Here is a 15804-nt window from a genome sequence, read left to right as displayed (position 1 = left end):
AGGGAGCGGCCCATCGACGGAGGGCTGCCCATCGGTGGGGAGTGGCCCGCCTACCTCGTGGCCGTCGAGCGGGCCGGTACGTCGAGTGTCGTACCGTCCGAGAAGGTGACGGTCCGCGCCACCGAATCGAAGTTGTGCGCCGCGTAGGTGCGTACGCCGCCCTTGCTGAAGACGGCCGAGGCCGGGACGGACCCGGTCACCGTCGCGTCGGGTGCGCCGAGCGCGTCCAGTGTGGCGATCCAGTGGTAGGTGTGCGCCTTGGACTCCCCGGCCTCGGGGGTGTACCCCGCGTTGCCCGCGTCCCACTTGGCCTTGGCGCCCGCCGGATCAGCGAGGGCCTCGAACTCCCAGAGGATGTCGCGCCATTCGACGGCCGGCCCGCCGTTCTCCCGTTCCAGCTCGGCGAGATTGCGCTGGATCGCGGCCTTCTCCCGGGCCAGATGCAGTGAACCACCGGTCACGGGCAGGACGTTGATGCCGTGGATCTCCTCCGGGTTGGCGGTCCACCACGTGGAGTACGCGGCGCCGCTGCCCCACACCATGCCGGCCGTGTCATGACCGAAGGAGGACGGGTAGACCTGCTCGTCGGCGTCGAACCAGTACTGGGCGATCGCCTCGGACTCGGTGGCCAGCAAGTAGCTTCCCAGATCGCGCAGTTCGGCGTCACCGGTCGCGGATCCCCACAGGACGAGTGCGGCACTGAGGTTCGTGGACTCCGACGACGACTCCTGGTTGTTGCCCGCCGCGAACCCCTGGTGTCCGGAGGCCCAGCTGTGGCCCGCGTACACATCGAAACCGCGCAGGAAGGGGAACGCGCTGTCGGTGCGGCTGGGGTTGGCGGCGTCGCGGATCAGCGTCTTCACCATGCCGCCCCACGCGGAGTCGGCGGCCCACTGCTGGTCGTACTGGGCGACGATCGCCGCCGCGTACACGTAGTAGCTGTAGTGGAAGTGGTGGTCGTTGAGTTCCGTGTCACTGCCGTAGGACGCCGGATAGCCGATCAGCGTCTTCCAGTCCTTGTCGTACGAGAACTCACTCGCGCCGCCCGCCGTGAACCACTCCTCCAGCCGGCCCTTGAGCAGCCCGAGGAGCTTGTCGCGGGTGGCGCTCTCGCCGATCTGGTCGGCCATGGGCACCAGTTGGGCGAGCCTGCCCAGCGCCTTGCCGGTCCAGTACGTGTCGGTCGCGCCGGAGAACGGATCGGCCGCGCCCGCCACCTCGTCCAGATAGCCCTTGAGCCGCGCCTGGTCGACACCACTCGACTTCGGCAGCGCGGGCAGCACGCCGGAGGACGCCTGGGAGGTGGTGAAGGAGGTGGACTCGCGGACCTTCATCGTGCCGCGTGGTGAGACATAGGTGTACGGGGTCAGCGCGTCGGTGGTGTTCAGCCACTGGTGCCGGTAGAGCGCCTGGAGTGTGCCGGTCTCGGTGCCCTCCTGCGGCTCGGTGGTGAGGCTGTAGTTCGCCCTGACCGTGCCGCCCTCGGCGCTCCAGCTCACCTTCGAGCCGGTGACGAAGCTGTACGCGTACTTCCGGTACGTGGCGAGCGCGTCGGTGGACGGCAGGACCGCGAGCGAGAAGTAGTCGGCGCCGCCGAGTCCGGCCGTCACGGTGGATCCCGAGACGGCCCAGTCGCTGCCGGACGGGGCGAACAGGGCGTAGTGGTGGCCCGCGACGGTGATACCGAGGACATTGCCGTCGTCGGCGAAGACCTCGGGCGCGGCGGCGGTGGTGATCCGCGCGTCGCCGCCCGAGCCCTTGGCGTAGACGAAGGGCATCCCGTGGCCGATGGTGGCCCGCAGGGTGCGGGCGCCGTCGGACCAGTACGGCGTGACGGTCCAGTCCGACCAGGCGTCGGCCTTGGTGTCGGGCGAGTTGAGCCCGGTCAGGCCGAGAGTGAGATCGGCCTTGTGGGCGTACTCGTACTGACGCCCGTCGCCCACGATCGCCGGAGTGGTCGGATAGCCGACCTCCAGACCGCCCGCCGTCGCCTGATAGGTGAGCGGATGGCCGTACATGGGGGTGGAGTACGGATTGTCGCCGTACCGCTGGAAGGCCAGCGAGGACCACCAGTCGTTGGTGGGCGGCGGCTGGTTACGCGCGGCCTCGGTCACCTTCGGGGTGACGGGTGTGCCGGTGTTGGTGATGGGGCCGGATGTGCCGGCGGGCCGGCTGTCCGAGTAACTGCCGGAGCCGACGGGCACATTGGCGGCCAGCGCCGGGGAGGCGGCGGGACCCAGGCCGACGGCGGCCAGGGCGGTGGCCAGAATCAGCGCCGAGGCGGGTCTGGCGCGGGAGACGGACATGGACGGCACCTCGAAGACATGGGGGGCAAGGGCGTCCGAGAGCGCTCTCAGATGGCAGGAAACGTAAAACTCCTGAAACAGAAGTGTCAATACGTCTGGCGCGGACGGCAGTTCACGATGAGCCTTGGTCCGGACCGACAGCCGTTATGTGTTCGAGTCTTGACGAAGGGTGGCGGGCCGGGGCACGCTCCACACCATCCTTGAGAGCGCTCTCAAATGCCTCTCGTGGGTACTCCGTTGTATTCCGAAGCCAAGGGAGGCTTCCCATGCCCAACGCCCGAGCCGTCAGGAGGGCCGCAGTCCGTCTCGGTGCGGTCGTGCTCTCCGGAGCACTCCTCGCCGCATGCGGATCCGGTTCCTCGGGCGGAACCTCCGACAGCGCGGGTGGCAAGGTCACGCTGACGGTCGACCTCTTCGGATCGTTCGGCTACAAGGAGGCGGGACTCTACGCGGAGTACCAGAAGCTCCACCCGGACATCACGATCAAGCAGAGCGACACCGAGGACGAGGCCGACTACTGGAAGTCGCTCCAGACCCGGCTGGCCGGCGGGGGCGGGCTCGGCGACGTGCAGGGCGTCGAGGTGGGCCGGATCGCCTCGGTCACCCAGCAGCAGTCCGACAAATTCGAAGACTTGAAGCAGTACGGCGCGGACAAGCTGAAGGACCAGTTCGCCGAAGCCAAGTGGTCCGCCGCCACGACGGAGGACGGCCGGATCCTGGGGCTCGGCACGGACGTCGGGCCCGAGGCGATGTGCTACCGCACGGATCTGTTCAAGCAGGCGGGGCTGCCGACGGACCGTGACGAGCTCAGCCAGAAGTGGTCCACCTGGGACGGCTATCTCGCGCTCGGCAAGGAGTACAAGAAGAAGGCACCCGCGAAGGGCGCCTGGATCGACAGCATCGGCAGCCTCTACTCGATCATGATCGGCCAGGAGAAGGAGCGGTACTACGACGCCTCCGGAAAGCTGATCTACGAGAACAACCCGGCCGTGAAGACCGCCTGGGACACCTCCGTGGAAGCCGCGGACTCCGGACTGAGCGCCAAGCTCGACCAGTGGTCGCCGCAGTGGAACCAGGCGTTCGCGGCCGGCTCGTTCGCCACCATTCCGTGCCCGGCCTGGATGCTCAGCTATATCAAGGGCCAGGCCGGGGAGGCCGGTTCGGGCAAGTGGGACGTCGCGAAGCTGCCCGGTGGCGCGGGCAACTGGGGCGGCTCGTATCTCTCCGTCCCGCGCGCCGCCAAGCACAAGAAGGAGGCGTACGAGCTGATCGAATGGCTGACCGCGCCCGAGCAGCAGGCCAAGCTCTTCCAGAAGCAGGGGCTCTTCCCGTCCGCCACGGGCGCCATCGAGAAGGTCGCGGGCGCCAAGGACCCGTACTTCTCGGACGCGCCGATCGGCCAGATCTTCGGTGACGCGGCCAAGTCCTCCCCCGTACAGGTCCTCGGGGTGCATGACGCCAATGTGGCCCAGCAGATCACCAACGCGCTGAGCGAGGTGGAGCGCAAGGGCACCTCGTCCGACAAGGCGTGGTCCACCGCGAAGAAGGGCGTCGACAACGTCATCGGCTGACACCGGCGTCGTCATCGTCATCGGCTGATCGCAGGGTCGGCCGACGCGGTCCCCGGGGGCGGGTTCCGGGCGGATTCCACATCTCGTCCACGCCCAGGGCCTGTCCCCGGTCTCGTCCTTCCCCCTCGCCCACGCTTCCGAAGGCCGTTCCATGACCCTCACCGCCACCGCGAAGGCCGCGCCCCCGCCGCCGTCAGGACCGGCCGCCGCGCGGCCGTCCGCCGTGCGCCGCGCCTGGCGCGCCTTCTCCCCGTACGCCTATATCGCCCCGTTCTTCACGCTGTTCGCGGCCTTCGGGCTGTTCCCGCTGCTCTACACCGCGTTCGTCTCGCTCTACCGGGTGGAGCTCCAGACACCCGGCGACATGGAGTGGCGCGGGCTCGGCAACTACACCGCGCTCTTCACCGACGAGTTCTTCTGGACCTCGCTGCGCAACACCTTCACCATCGGGGTGCTGTCGACCGTCCCGCAGCTGGCGATGGCCCTGGGCCTGGCGCATCTGCTCAACTACAAGCTGCGCGGCCGGACTTTCATCCGTACGGCGATCCTGCTGCCGTACGCCACCTCCGTCGCCGCCGCGACACTGGTCTTCGCCCAGCTCTTCGGCCGCGACTTCGGTCTGATCAACTACGCGCTGGGGCTGGTCGGTTTCGACCCGGTGGACTGGCAGACCGGTACGGTCGCCTCGCAGATCGCCGTCTCGTCCATCGTCATCTGGCGCTGGACCGGCTACAACGCGCTGATCTATCTGGCCGGGATGCAGTCCATACCCAGCGAGCTGTACGAGGCCGCCGAGGTCGACGGGGCCTCCCGCTGGCGGCAGTTCCTCCATGTCACCCTGCCGGGGCTGCGCCCCACGATCGTCTTCACCGTCGTCGTCTCGACGATCGGCGCGACCCAGCTGTTCGGTGAGCCGCTGCTCTTCGAGGGCTCCATCTCGGGCGGTATCGCGCATCAGTACCAGACCCTCGGCCTCTATATGTACGAGCAGGGCTGGGGCTTCTTCCATCTGGGCCGGGCCGCCGCGATCGCCTGGGTGATGTTCGTCCTGATCCTGCTGCTGGTCGGCGTCAACGCCCTGATCGCCCGCCGCCGTTCCCGTAAGGAGGCCGGCCGATGACCGCGCTCGCCGCACCGCCCACCCCGCCGCCGGGGACCGAGGACCGGCCACGGCGGTCCGTACGACGCGGGAGCCGGGCCGGGCGCACGATGCACGGGGGCAGGCTCTCGTACGCGATCCTGGCCGTCGCGCTGCTCTTCTCGGCGTTCCCGTTCTACTGGACGATCGTCGCGGCCAGCCGCTCCAACGCCGATCTGGCGCAGGTGCCGCCGAGCCTGCTGCCGGGGCCGAACCTCATCCGTAACTTCGAGGCGGTACTGGAGGAGGCCGATATCGGCAAGGCCCTCCTCAACTCCTTCATCGTGTCCGGTTCGATCACCGTGGGTACGGTGCTGTGCTGCACGCTCGCCGGATTCGCCTTCGCCAAACTGCGCTTCCGCGGCCGGGGCGCGCTGCTCGCCGTGACCGTGGGCACGATGATGATCCCGCCGCAGCTCGGCGTGATCCCGCTGTTCATGCTGATCGCCGAACTCCAGTGGGTGAACCAGCTCCAGGCCGTCATCCTGCCCGGACTCGTCTCCGCCTTCGGGGTGTTCTTCATGCGCCAGTATCTGGTGCAGTCGCTGCCCGACGAGCTGATCGAGGCCGCCCGGGTGGACGGCGCCTCCACGGCGCGGATCTTCTGGTCGATCGTGGTGCCCATCGCCCGGCCGGGGATGGCCGTGCTCGGGATGCTGACCTTCATGGCCGCCTGGAACGACTTCTTCTGGCCGATCATCGCGCTCTCCTCACAGAATCCGACCGTGCAGGTGGCGCTGCGGCAGCTCGGCGGCGGCTATGTGCACGACCAGTCCGTGATCATGGCGGGCACCCTGCTCGGCACGCTTCCCGTGCTGCTGGTCTTCGGTCTGCTGGGCCGGCAGATCGTCGGCGGCATCATGCAGGGCGCCGTCAAGGGCTGATCCCCCTCCTGCCGCGCATCCCGCCGCCGCCCTACGAGTTCCCCGCCGTCGCCTCCCCCACCGTTCTGTCTCATCTCACGGGAGTTCCTTCCATATGACCGCTGTCGACACACGTCCCCAGACCACCGCGGAGCCGCGCTTCCCCCGTGGTTTCCGCTGGGGGACGGCCACCGCCGCGTACCAGATCGAGGGTGCCGCCGCCGAGGACGGCCGTACCCCGTCCATCTGGGACACCTTCAGCCGCTCTCCCGGCCGGGTCCGCAACGGCGACACCGGCGACATCGCCGCCGACCACTACCACCGGATGGACGAGGACGTCGCTCTGCTGAAGGAGCTGGGGGTCACGGACTACCGCTTCTCGGTGGCCTGGCCGCGCGTCCAGCCGACCGGCCGCGGCCCCGCCGTACAGCGCGGGCTGGACTTCTACCGGCGGCTGGTGGACGCGTTGCTGGCGGCGGGGATCCGGCCGGTCGCCACGCTCTACCACTGGGATCTGCCCCAGGAGCTGGAGAACGCCGGCGGCTGGCCGCAGCGCGACACGGCCGAGCGGTTCGCGGAGTACGCGCGGATCGTCGCCGAGGCCCTCGGCGACCGGGTGGCGACCTGGACCACGCTCAACGAGCCGTGGTGCGCGGCGTTCCTGGGATACGCCTCCGGTGTCCACGCTCCGGGCCGTACGGATCCGGTCGCCGCGCTGCGCGCCGCGCACCACTTCAATCTCGCCCACGGTCTGGCCACCCGCGCGCTGCGCGACGCGCTGCCGAGGAAGTCCGAGATCTCGCTGACCCTCAATCTGCACGCGGTCCGGCCGCTGACGGACTCGCCGGCCGATCTCGACGCGGTACGCAGGATCGATGCCCTCGGGAACCGGATCTTCCTCGATCCGGTGTTCCACGGGCGGCTGCCCGCCGATCTGGTCGAGGAAACGGCCGCGCTGACGGACTGGTCGTTCGTCCGGGACGGCGATCTGGCGACCGCCTCCACGCCCATCGACTCGCTGGGGATCAACTACTACTCCCCCACGGTCGTCGCGGCAGGCTCCTGCGACACCCCGTCCCCGTGGCCCGGCGCGGAGGAGCGGGTGCGGTTCGTCCCGGCCCCGGGACCGCGCACCGCGATGGACTGGCCGGTGGACGCGGACGGACTCTACGAACTGCTGACGCGGCTGCGGGACGAGCTGCCGGGCACCCCGCTGATGGTCACCGAGAACGGCGCGGCGTACGACGACTACGCGGATCCCTCCGGCGCGGTGCACGACCCCGAGCGGGTGGCCTATCTGCGTGCCCATCTCCACGCCGTCCACCGCGCGATCGCGGACGGGGCGAAGGTGCGCGGCTACTTCCTCTGGTCGCTGCTGGACAACTTCGAGTGGGCGTACGGCTACAGCAAGCGGTTCGGCATCGTCCATGTCGACTTCGCGACCCAGCGCCGCACGGTGAAGGACAGCGCGCGCTGGTACGCGGGGGTGATCGGCCGGGGCGGTCTGGACTAGGTCCTCTCGTTGGGACCGTGCCGCGGCCATACGTTCAGGCCCTGACCGGCCTCCGCCGGGCGCCACCCCGGGGCGCGCCGCCCGGGGCGGCGCCCCATTCACAGCGCCGGTGGCACAGCAATACTGTTGCACCGAGTCGACCTGTCGATCTGTCGGCCCACAGCAGCGGAAGGCGAGGCGCGGACATGGCCACAGGCAACGGGGAGCCGACCCTCACCGTCGATGAGCTGGCGGCCCGCGCCGGGGTCACCGTACGCACCATCCGCTTCTACAGCACCCGCGGGCTGCTGCCGCCGCCGGTGATCGGGCCGCGCCGGGTCGGCCACTACGGACAGGACCATCTCTCCCGGCTGGCCCTCATCGAGGAGCTTCAGCACCTGGGCATGACGCTCGCCGCGATCGAACGCTATCTGGAGCGGCTGCCGCCCGATCTGAGCGCGCGGGACCTGGCCTTCCACCGGGCGCTGGTGGCCTCGTGGGCGCCCGACACCGCCGAGGACGCGACCCGGGCCGAGCTGGAGCGCAGGGCCGGCCGGGCGCTGTCCGAGGAGGACATCGACCGGCTGGCCGCGATGGGCGTCCTGGTACGCGCCGAGGGCCCGGACGGCGGCTACCGCCTCGATCTCGGGCTGCTGCGGCTCGGCGTCGAGCTGCTGGACGTGCCGATCCCGCACGAGACGATCCTCGCCGCCCGCACGGTCCTGCTGGAGCACACGCGCGAGGCGGCGTACGAGCTGACCCGGCTGTTCCGGGACGAGGTGTGGACCCCGTACCGGAACCAGGGGTCCGACCCCGAGCATGTCGCGGCGATGAAGTCGCTCTCGGCCCATATGCGGCCGCTGGTGGTGCAGGCGCTGGTGACGGCGTTCCAGCGGTCGCTGAAGGAGGAGCTGCGGGCCGCGTTCCGGGCGGAGTGAGTACTCCGCGGCAGGCGTACGTACGTCATCGACGCGACCCGCGCGCACCACGTCCCACGCGTGACGTCTCACCCGTCATGTCTCACGCGTCGCCGAACGTCTCGCCCCTCTCCGCCTTCCGCACCAGCAGCGCGGGCGGCTCGAACCGGGCGCCGTACCGCTCCGCCAGCTCCCGGGCGCGCGCCACGAAGCCGGGCAGGCCGCCCTCGTACCCGTTGATGTACTGGAGCACTCCGCCCGTCCAGGCCGGGAAGCCGATGCCCATGACGGAGCCGATATTGGCGTCGGCGACCGAGGTGAGGACGTTCTCCTCCAGGCAGCGGACGGAGTCCAGCGCCTCGGAGAAGAGCATGCGCTCCTTCATGTCGAGGAACGGGACCTCCGCACGGGCCTCTCCGGCGGGCGGGCCGAAGTGCTCGCGCAGGCCCGGCCAGAGGCGGGTCCGCTTGCCGTCCTCGTCGTACTCGTAGAAGCCCGCGCCCCCGCTGCGTCCCGGCCGGCCGAACTCGTCCACCATCCGGTCGATGACCGCGTCCGCGGGGTGCGCGGTCCAGGTGCCGCCGGCCTCCTCGGCCGCGCGCCTCGCCTCGTTCCGGATCTTCCTGGGCAGGGTGAGCGTCAGCTCGTCCATCAGTGAGAGGACCTTGGCGGGGTAACCGGCCTGCGCGGCGGCCTGTTCGACCGAGGCGGGCTCGACGCCCTCACCGACCAGCGCCACGCCCTCGTTGATGAACTGCCCGATCACGCGCGAGGTGAAGAAGCCGCGCGAGTCGTTGACCACGATCGGGGTCTTCCTGATCGCGCGCACCAGATCGAACGCGCGGGCCAGTGCCTCGTCCCCGGTCCGCTCGCCCTTGATGATCTCCACGAGCGGCATCTTGTCGACCGGTGAGAAGAAGTGCAGCCCGATGAAGTCGGCGGGCCGGGAGACGCCCTCGGCGAGCACCGTGATGGGCAGGGTGGAGGTGTTGGAGCAGAGCAGCGCGTCGGGCTCGACGATGTCCTGGATCTCCTGGAACACCTTGTGCTTGAGCGCGGTGTCCTCGAAGACCGCCTCGATCACCGCGTCGCATCCCGCGAGGTCGGCGGGGTCGGCGGTCGGGGTGATCCGGGCGAGCAGCGCGTCCCGCTCGGCCTCGGTCGTACGGCCCCGGGAGAGCGCTTTGGCGAGCAGCTTCCCGGAGTACGCCTTCCCCTTCTCGGCGGCCTCCCCGGACACGTCCTTCAGGACGACGTCGATTCCGGCCCGCGCACAGGAGTACGCGATGCCCGCGCCCATCATTCCGGCGCCGAGGACGGCGACCTTCCGTACGGTGCGCGGCGCGATGTCCTGGGGGCGGCCGGCGCCCGAGTTGACGGCCTGGAGGTCGAAGAAGAACGCCTGCATCATGTTCTTCGCGGTCTGGCCGGTGACCAGTTCGGCGAAGTAGCGGGCCTCGATGGTCTGCGCGGTCTCGAAGTCGACCTGGGACCCCTCGACGGCCGCCGCGAGGATATTGCGCGGCGCCGGATAGGGGGCGCCCGCCGTCTGCTTCTTCAGGGTGGCGGGGAACGCGGGCAGATTCGCGGCGAAGCGGGGACTGGACGGCGTACCGCCGGGGATCTTGTAGCCCTTGACGTCCCACGGCTGGGACGACTCGGGGTGGGCGTCGATGAAGGCGCGGGCGCGCGCCAGCATCTCGTCCCCGGTGGCGGCGAGTTCGTGGACCAGCCCGTTGTCGAGGGCGCGCCTCGGGGTGTACTGGGTGCCCTGGAGCAGTACCTTGAGCAGCGCGTCGGCGACGCCCATCAGCCGTACGGTACGGGTGACCCCGCCGCCCGCGGGCAGCAGTCCGAGCGTCACCTCGGGCAGCCCGATCCTGGAGCCGGGCGCGTCCAGCGCGATCCGGTGGTGGCAGGCCAGCGCGATCTCGTAACCGCCGCCCAGGGCCGTGCCGTTGAGGGCCGCGACGACGGGCTTGCCGAGGGTCTCGATACGGCGCAGGGCGCGCTTCATGGCCATGCTGCTCTCGAAGACCTGCCCGGCGTCGGCCGGACCGAGCTTGATCATGTCCTTGAGGTCGCCGCCCGCGAAGAAGGTCTTCTTCGCGGAGGTGACGATGATGCCGCGGATGCTGTCCTTCTCGGCCTCCGCGCGGTCGGCGATCGCCGCGATGGACTGCCGGAACGCCTGGTTCATGGTGTTGGCGGACTGGACGGGGTCGTCGAGGACGAGGGTGACGACGCCGGTCGCGTCCTGCTCCCAGCGAATCGCCGGGGAGGCCGGGGTGGTGGACTCGCTCATACTGCTGCTCCGTATCGGGGGAATCCGGACGGGGTCCGGGCGGGGTCCGGGCGGGCGGGGAGTACGGGCCGTCAGAGGCGTTCCACGATGGTGGCGACCCCCATTCCGCCGCCGACGCAGAGCGTGGCGAGGCCGTACCGCTTGTCCTGGCGCTCCAGTTCGTCCACGAGGGTGCCGAGGATCATCGCGCCGGTGGCCCCGAGCGGATGGCCGAGCGCGATGGCGCCGCCGTTGACATTGACCTTGTCCAGCGAGAGGCCCATCTCGCCGACGAAGCGCAGGACGACCGCCGCGAAGGCTTCATTGATCTCGACGAGATCGATGTCGTCGATGGTCAGCCCGGCCTTGGCGAGTGCCTTGCGGCTGGCGGGGGCGGGACCGGTCAGCATGATGGTCGGCTCGGAGCCGGAGACGGCCGCGGAGACGATCCGGGCGCGGGGCGTGAGGCCGTAGCGCTCGCCGGTCTCGCGGGAGCCGATGGCGACCAGCGCGGCGCCGTCCACGATGCCGGACGAGTTGCCCGCGTGGTGGACGTGGTCGATCGTCTCGACCCAGTGGTACTTCTGGAGGACGACGGCGTCGAATCCGCCCGCCTCGCCGATCGCGGCGAACGACGGCTTCAGGGCGGCGAGCGAGTCGGCGGTGGTGCCGGGGCGCATGTGCTCGTCGTGGTCGAGGACGGTGAGCCCGTTGCGGTCGAGGACGGGCACGACCGAGCGCTCGAAGCGGCCCTCCTTCCACGCGGTGGCCGCCCGCTCCTGGGACAGCGCGGCGTACTCGTCCACGTCGCGCCTGCTGAAGCCGCCGAGGGTGGCGATCAGGTCGGCGCCGATGCCCTGCGGGGCGAAGCCCGTCGCGAAGCTGGTCATCGGGTCCATCGCCCAGGCGCCGCCGTCGGAGCCCATCGGCACCCGCGACATCGACTCGACGCCGCCCGCGAGGATCAGATCCTCCCAGCCGGAGCGGATCTTGGCGGCGGCCAGATTGACGGCCTCCAGACCGGAGGCGCAGAAGCGGTTCTCCTGTACGCCGGCGACGGAGTCGGGCAGCCCGGCGGCGACGGCCGCGATCCGGGCGATGTCCGAGCCCTGGTCACCGAGCGGGCTCACCACTCCCAGCACGATGTCATCGATCGCCGCCGGGTCGAGCCCGGGGAAGCGGCGGCGCAGCTCATGGATCAGTCCGACGACGAGATCGATCGGCTTCGTGCCGTGCAGGGCGCCATGGGCCTTGCCCCGGCCCCGCGGGGTGCGGATCGCGTCGTAGACGAACGCTTCGGTACTCACGGCGACTGCCTTTCGGGTAGGGGAGGCGAACAGAACGGTGGGGGGGTCAGGTGTGCGGATCCGGAGAGAGGAGCGAGCGGCCGATGATCTCCTTCATGATCTCGGTCGTACCGCCGTAGATCGTCTGTATCCGGCTGTCGGTGAAGGCCCTGGCGACCGGATACTCCGTCATATAGCCGTAGCCGCCGTGCAGTTGAACACAGCGGTCGGCGATCCGCTTCTGGAGTTCGGTGGCCCACCACTTGGCCATCGAGGCGTGGACGGCGTCGAGTTCGCCGACCGAGTGATCGGTGATGCAGCGGTCGAGGAAGGAGCGGGTGACGGCGCACTCGGTGGCCATCTCCGCGATCTCGAAGCGTATGTGCTGGAGTTGGGCGAGCGGCCGTCCGAACGCCTCCCGCTCCTTCACATAACGCGTGGTGATCTCCAGCAGATGCTCGGCGCCCGCGGTCGCGGCCATCGCGATATGCAGCCGCTCCTGGGCCAGATGGGTCATCAGATGGCCGAAGGCGCCGTGGAGTTCGCCGAGCAGGTTCTCCTTGGGGACCCGGACGTCGTGGAAGAACAGTTCGGCGGTGTCCTGGGACTTCTGGCCGATCTTGTCGAGGTTCCGGCCGCGTCCGAACCCGTCCGTGCCACGCTCGACGACCAGCAGGGACAGCCCCTTCGCACCGCCCTCGGGGGTCGTCCGCGCGACCACGATCACCAGATCGGCGAGGATGCCGTTGGAGATGAAGGTCTTCGAGCCGTTGAGCAGCCAGTGGTCGCCGCGGTCCTCGGCGGCGGTGCGGATGCCCTGAAGATCGGAGCCCGCGCCCGGTTCCGTCATCGCGATGGCGGTGATGGTCTCGCCGGAGCAGAAGCCGGGCAGCCAGCGCCGCTTCTGCTCCTCCGTGCCCAGGGTGGTGAGGTAGGGGCCGATCATGTCGTTGTGCAGGCCGATCGCCAGCCCGGCGGCGCCCGCGCGGGTGAACTCCTCGGCGAGGACGGCGCTGTAGCGGAAGTCGGTGGTGCCGCCGCCTCCGTACTCCTCGGGGACGGCGAGCCCCAGCAGCCCCTGCCGGCCCGCCGCGAGCCATGCCTCACGGCTCACGATCCCGTCCTTCTCCCACTGTCCGTAGTGCGGCAGTACCTCCTTGGCCAGGAAGGTACGGACGGTCGCGCGGAACGCCTCGTGCTCGGCGGCGAAGATCTGGCGCTTCAACTCAGCTGCCCTCCTTGGTGCGTTCGGGCTCGGCGTGGCCGGGAGTGGCGCGTAGGGCCTCGGGGCGTACGGCCTCGGGGCGTACGGGCAGATCCCAGTCGCGGGTCACCTCGGCGGTGTCCGCGCCGGGCCGCGCGGGCGGGCGGCGCACCGACCCGGGAGTGACGGAGAACCTCGGCGCGGGGGCGGGCTGGGTGAGCCCCGCGTGGTCGGTGAAGGTGCCGCGGGCCGCCAGATGGGGGTGGGCCGGGGCCTCGCGCAGGGAGAGCACCGGCGCGACACAGGCGTCGGAACCCTCGAAGACCGCCGTCCACTCCTCGCGGGTCTTCGTCCTGAACCGGGCCGCGACCGCCTCGCGCAGCTCGTCCCAGCGCCCGAAGTCCTTGCGCGGCGGAAGCTCTTCGGCGATGCCCAGCAGTTCCACGAACTCGTTGTAGAACCGCTGCTCCAGCGCGCCGACCGCCATGTACTCACCGTCGGCGGTCTCGTACGACCCGTAGAACGGACTGCCTCCGTCGAGCAGATTGGCACCCCGGCGGTCCTGCCAGCCGCCCGCGCCCATCATGGCGTGGATCATGGTGGTGAGATGGGTGGTGCCGTCCACGATCGCCGCGTCCACCACCTGTCCCGTGCCGTCGGGCGTACGCGCGTGCTGGAGCGCGGCGAGGATCCCGATGACCAGATAGAGCGAGCCGCCCGCGTAGTCGCCGAGGAGGTTCGCCGGGAGCGCGGGGGGCTCCCCGGCCGTGCCGATCATGGAGAGCGCGCCGGTGACGGCGATATAGCCGATGTCGTGCCCGGCACGCTCGGCGAGCGGGCCGTCCTGGCCCCAGCCGGTCATGCGCCCGTACACCAGCCGCGGGTTGCGGTCCAGGCACTCCCGGGGGCCGACGCCGAGCCGCTCGGCGACCCCCGGCCGGTAGCCCTCGATGAGTACGTCGGCGCGCTCGGCCAGATCGAGGACGCGGGCCGCGCCGTCCTCGGACTTGAGATCGATCAGAACGGAGCGCTTGTTGCGGTTGGTCAGGTCGTACGCCGGATCGATACCGAGCCCCGCGCCGCCGGGACGGTCGACCCGTACGACATCGGCGCCGAGATCGGCGAGGGTCATCGCGGCGAAGGGGCCGGGGCCGATACCGGCCAGCTCGACCACCCGCACACCCGTCAGCGGACCGTTTCCTGCGGCTGCCATATAAGGGCCTCTCCCGGCTCCCGGCACTGTGTGACACAACTGATGTAACAGCAGTGATGCTAAGAACGTGTTCCACTCCGCACAACCCCTCGGGCCGAGCAAGCGCTTAGTTCTCTGTCGAGCCTATGCCGACCCGGACCGGTTCGCGATGAGCGTTCCCGCCGGGCTGCCGTCCGATCTCACGCTAGCGTCGGGCGGGGCACTAGTCTCGGCCACCGGCAATGGCGCGGGGCGAACGGCGGAGGAGCCAATGACCAGGAGGCACGGGACGGAGCGCCCGTACGACATCGTGCTCTTCGGAGCGACCGGCTTCGTGGGGACGCTGACCGCGGAGTATCTCGCGGCCCACGCGCCGGAGAACTGCCGCTGGGCCATCGCGGGCCGCGACCGCGCCCGGCTGGAGCGGCTGCGGGAACGGCTCACCGCGCTCAATCCGGGCTGCGCCGTGCTCCCCGTACTCCAGGCCGACTCGGCGGACCCCGAGTCGCTGCGGGCCCTCGCCGAGTCCGCGCGGGTCGTCGCGTCGACCGTCGGGCCGTATCTCTGGTACGGGGAGGGGCTCGTCGCGGCGTGTGCGGAGGCGGGGACGGACTACGCGGACCTGTGCGGCGAGGCGGAGTTCCTGGACCGGATGTACCCGCGGTACGACGTCCGCGCCCGGGAGACCGGGGCGCGGCTCGTGCACGCCTGCGGCTTCGACGCGGTACCCAGCGATCTGGGCACGTACCTCACCGTCCAGCGGCTGCCGGAGGACGTACCGCTGCGCGTGGACGCGTTCGTACGCTCCAACGCCCTCTTCTCCGGCGGAACGCTCGCTTCCGTGATGACGGTCATGAGCCGCGGCCGGCAGTCGCTGCACGCCGCGCGGGAGCGGCGGCTGTACGAGCCGAGGCAGCTCGACCGCCGCGTGCGGGGGTCCCTCGGCGCACCGCACTTCAGCCGGGAGACCGGGTACTGGGCGCTGCCGCTGCCGACGCTCGACGCACAGGTGGTGGCGCGCTCGGCAGCCGCGCTGCCGCGCTACGGCCCCGATTTCCGCTACCGCTACTTCGCCGGGGTGAAGACGCTGCCGGTGGCGCTGGGCGGGACCGCGGCGGCCGGGGTGGGCGTCGCGCTGGCCCAACTGCCCCCGGTCCGGAGCTGGTTGAGGCGACGGTTCGAGTCGGGCACCGGCCCCGGCCCGGAACGCAGGCAGGCGAGCAGCTTCACGCTGCGCCTGGTGGGCACGGGCGGCGGCCACCGGGTCTTCACCGAGGTCTCGGGCGGCGACCCCGGCTATGACGAGTCGGCGAAGATGCTGGCCGAGTCGGCGCTCTCGCTCGCCCTGGACGAACTGCCCGACACCTCGGGCCAGGTGACCCCGGCGGTGGCGATGGGCGACGCGCTGCTGGGACGGCTGCGGGCGGCGGGGATGGGGTTCAGGATCGTGGACGCGCACGAGCTGGACGCGTCGGCCTGATCCGCGAAGACCGGCCGGGCGGGACCTGGACGAGTAAGTCCGAAGTCCCGTCTGCCCGGAGGGGGCGGACG

General features: G+C 70.5%; 11 protein-coding genes. 6 read left to right on the top strand and 5 right to left on the bottom strand.

The window, feature by feature from the left end:
• Positions 1 to 50 precede the first annotated feature (50 nt).
• Positions 51 to 2306 carry a glycosyl hydrolase gene (locus ACFRKB_RS01865; protein WP_383102417.1) on the bottom strand — a complete coding sequence of 752 codons (2256 nt, stop codon included), beginning with the start codon at positions 2304 to 2306 and terminating at the stop codon, positions 51 to 53.
• 266 nt (positions 2307 to 2572) lie between these two features.
• Here ACFRKB_RS01865 and ACFRKB_RS01860 point away from each other — a divergent pair, with 266 nt between their 5' ends.
• The 5 genes from ACFRKB_RS01860 (at position 2573) to ACFRKB_RS01840 (ending at position 8308) form a co-directional block, all read left to right on the top strand.
• A complete protein-coding gene (locus tag ACFRKB_RS01860; RefSeq protein ID WP_365971886.1) occupies positions 2573 to 3877 on the top strand; it encodes an ABC transporter substrate-binding protein in 1305 nt (434 codons plus the stop codon).
• A 151-nt stretch (positions 3878 to 4028) separates the two neighbouring features.
• Complete coding sequence (locus tag ACFRKB_RS01855; protein ID WP_365971887.1) at positions 4029 to 4997, top strand: carbohydrate ABC transporter permease; 969 nt, start codon at positions 4029 to 4031, stop codon at positions 4995 to 4997.
• Complete coding sequence (locus tag ACFRKB_RS01850; protein WP_383102415.1) at positions 4994 to 5899, top strand: carbohydrate ABC transporter permease; 906 nt, start codon at positions 4994 to 4996, stop codon at positions 5897 to 5899. Before ACFRKB_RS01855 ends, ACFRKB_RS01850 begins: the two co-directional genes overlap by 4 nt.
• 94 nt (positions 5900 to 5993) lie before the next feature.
• Positions 5994 to 7391 (top strand): GH1 family beta-glucosidase, encoded by a 1398-nt coding sequence (locus ACFRKB_RS01845; RefSeq protein ID WP_383102413.1) that lies wholly within the window; start codon positions 5994 to 5996, stop codon positions 7389 to 7391.
• Between the two features lie 185 nt (positions 7392 to 7576).
• Positions 7577 to 8308: a MerR family transcriptional regulator gene (locus ACFRKB_RS01840; RefSeq protein ID WP_383102411.1), complete on the top strand. Its 732-nt coding sequence runs from the start codon at positions 7577 to 7579 to the stop codon at positions 8306 to 8308.
• Positions 8309 to 8390: 82 nt separating this feature from the next.
• On the opposite strand, the gene ACFRKB_RS01835 is transcribed toward ACFRKB_RS01840, so the two are convergent.
• The 4 genes from ACFRKB_RS01835 to ACFRKB_RS01820 form a co-directional block, all read right to left on the bottom strand.
• Positions 8391 to 10592 (bottom strand): 3-hydroxyacyl-CoA dehydrogenase NAD-binding domain-containing protein, encoded by a 2202-nt coding sequence (locus ACFRKB_RS01835; protein WP_383102409.1) that lies wholly within the window; start codon positions 10590 to 10592, stop codon positions 8391 to 8393.
• 71 nt (positions 10593 to 10663) lie between these two features.
• Positions 10664 to 11878, bottom strand: a complete 1215-nt coding sequence (locus ACFRKB_RS01830) for an acetyl-CoA C-acetyltransferase (RefSeq protein ID WP_383102407.1) — start codon at positions 11876 to 11878, stop codon at positions 10664 to 10666.
• A gap of 46 nt (positions 11879 to 11924) precedes the next feature.
• On the bottom strand, positions 11925 to 13082 hold the full coding sequence (locus tag ACFRKB_RS01825; RefSeq protein ID WP_383102406.1) for an acyl-CoA dehydrogenase family protein: 1158 nt from the start codon (positions 13080 to 13082) through the stop codon (positions 11925 to 11927).
• A 1-nt stretch (position 13083) separates the two neighbouring features.
• Positions 13084 to 14274: a CaiB/BaiF CoA transferase family protein gene (locus tag ACFRKB_RS01820; RefSeq protein ID WP_383102405.1), complete on the bottom strand. Its 1191-nt coding sequence runs from the start codon at positions 14272 to 14274 to the stop codon at positions 13084 to 13086.
• A 250-nt stretch (positions 14275 to 14524) separates the two neighbouring features.
• Between ACFRKB_RS01820 and ACFRKB_RS01815 the strand changes: the two genes are divergently transcribed.
• Positions 14525 to 15733, top strand: a complete 1209-nt coding sequence (locus ACFRKB_RS01815) for a saccharopine dehydrogenase family protein (protein ID WP_383102403.1) — start codon at positions 14525 to 14527, stop codon at positions 15731 to 15733.
• The last annotated feature ends 71 nt before the right edge of the window (positions 15734 to 15804 follow it).

Origin of the sequence: Streptomyces scopuliridis (assembly GCF_042790125.1) — a bacterium.
GTDB classification, from domain to species: domain Bacteria; phylum Actinomycetota; class Actinomycetes; order Streptomycetales; family Streptomycetaceae; genus Streptomyces; species Streptomyces scopuliridis_A.
The sequence above is the reverse complement of the archived record's forward strand: the minus strand, read 5'-3'. Positions and strand labels throughout refer to the sequence as shown.

What these genes read in the sequence shown, in the direction of transcription:
- ACFRKB_RS01850 (WP_383102415.1), top strand. Translation starts at nt 4,994, where the DNA reads ATGACCGCGCTCGCCGCACCGCCCACCCCGCCGCCGGGGACCGAGGAC.
- ACFRKB_RS01845 (WP_383102413.1), top strand. Translation starts at nt 5,994, where the DNA reads ATGACCGCTGTCGACACACGTCCCCAGACCACCGCGGAGCCGCGCTTC.
- ACFRKB_RS01840 (WP_383102411.1), top strand. Translation starts at nt 7,577, where the DNA reads ATGGCCACAGGCAACGGGGAGCCGACCCTCACCGTCGATGAGCTGGCG.
- ACFRKB_RS01855 (WP_365971887.1), top strand. Translation starts at nt 4,029, where the DNA reads ATGACCCTCACCGCCACCGCGAAGGCCGCGCCCCCGCCGCCGTCAGGA.
- ACFRKB_RS01835 (WP_383102409.1), bottom strand. Translation starts at nt 10,592, where the DNA reads ATGAGCGAGTCCACCACCCCGGCCTCCCCGGCGATTCGCTGGGAGCAG.
- ACFRKB_RS01860 (WP_365971886.1), top strand. Translation starts at nt 2,573, where the DNA reads ATGCCCAACGCCCGAGCCGTCAGGAGGGCCGCAGTCCGTCTCGGTGCG.
- ACFRKB_RS01820 (WP_383102405.1), bottom strand. Translation starts at nt 14,274, where the DNA reads ATGGCAGCCGCAGGAAACGGTCCGCTGACGGGTGTGCGGGTGGTCGAG.
- ACFRKB_RS01865 (WP_383102417.1), bottom strand. Translation starts at nt 2,306, where the DNA reads ATGTCCGTCTCCCGCGCCAGACCCGCCTCGGCGCTGATTCTGGCCACC.
- ACFRKB_RS01815 (WP_383102403.1), top strand. Translation starts at nt 14,525, where the DNA reads ATGACCAGGAGGCACGGGACGGAGCGCCCGTACGACATCGTGCTCTTC.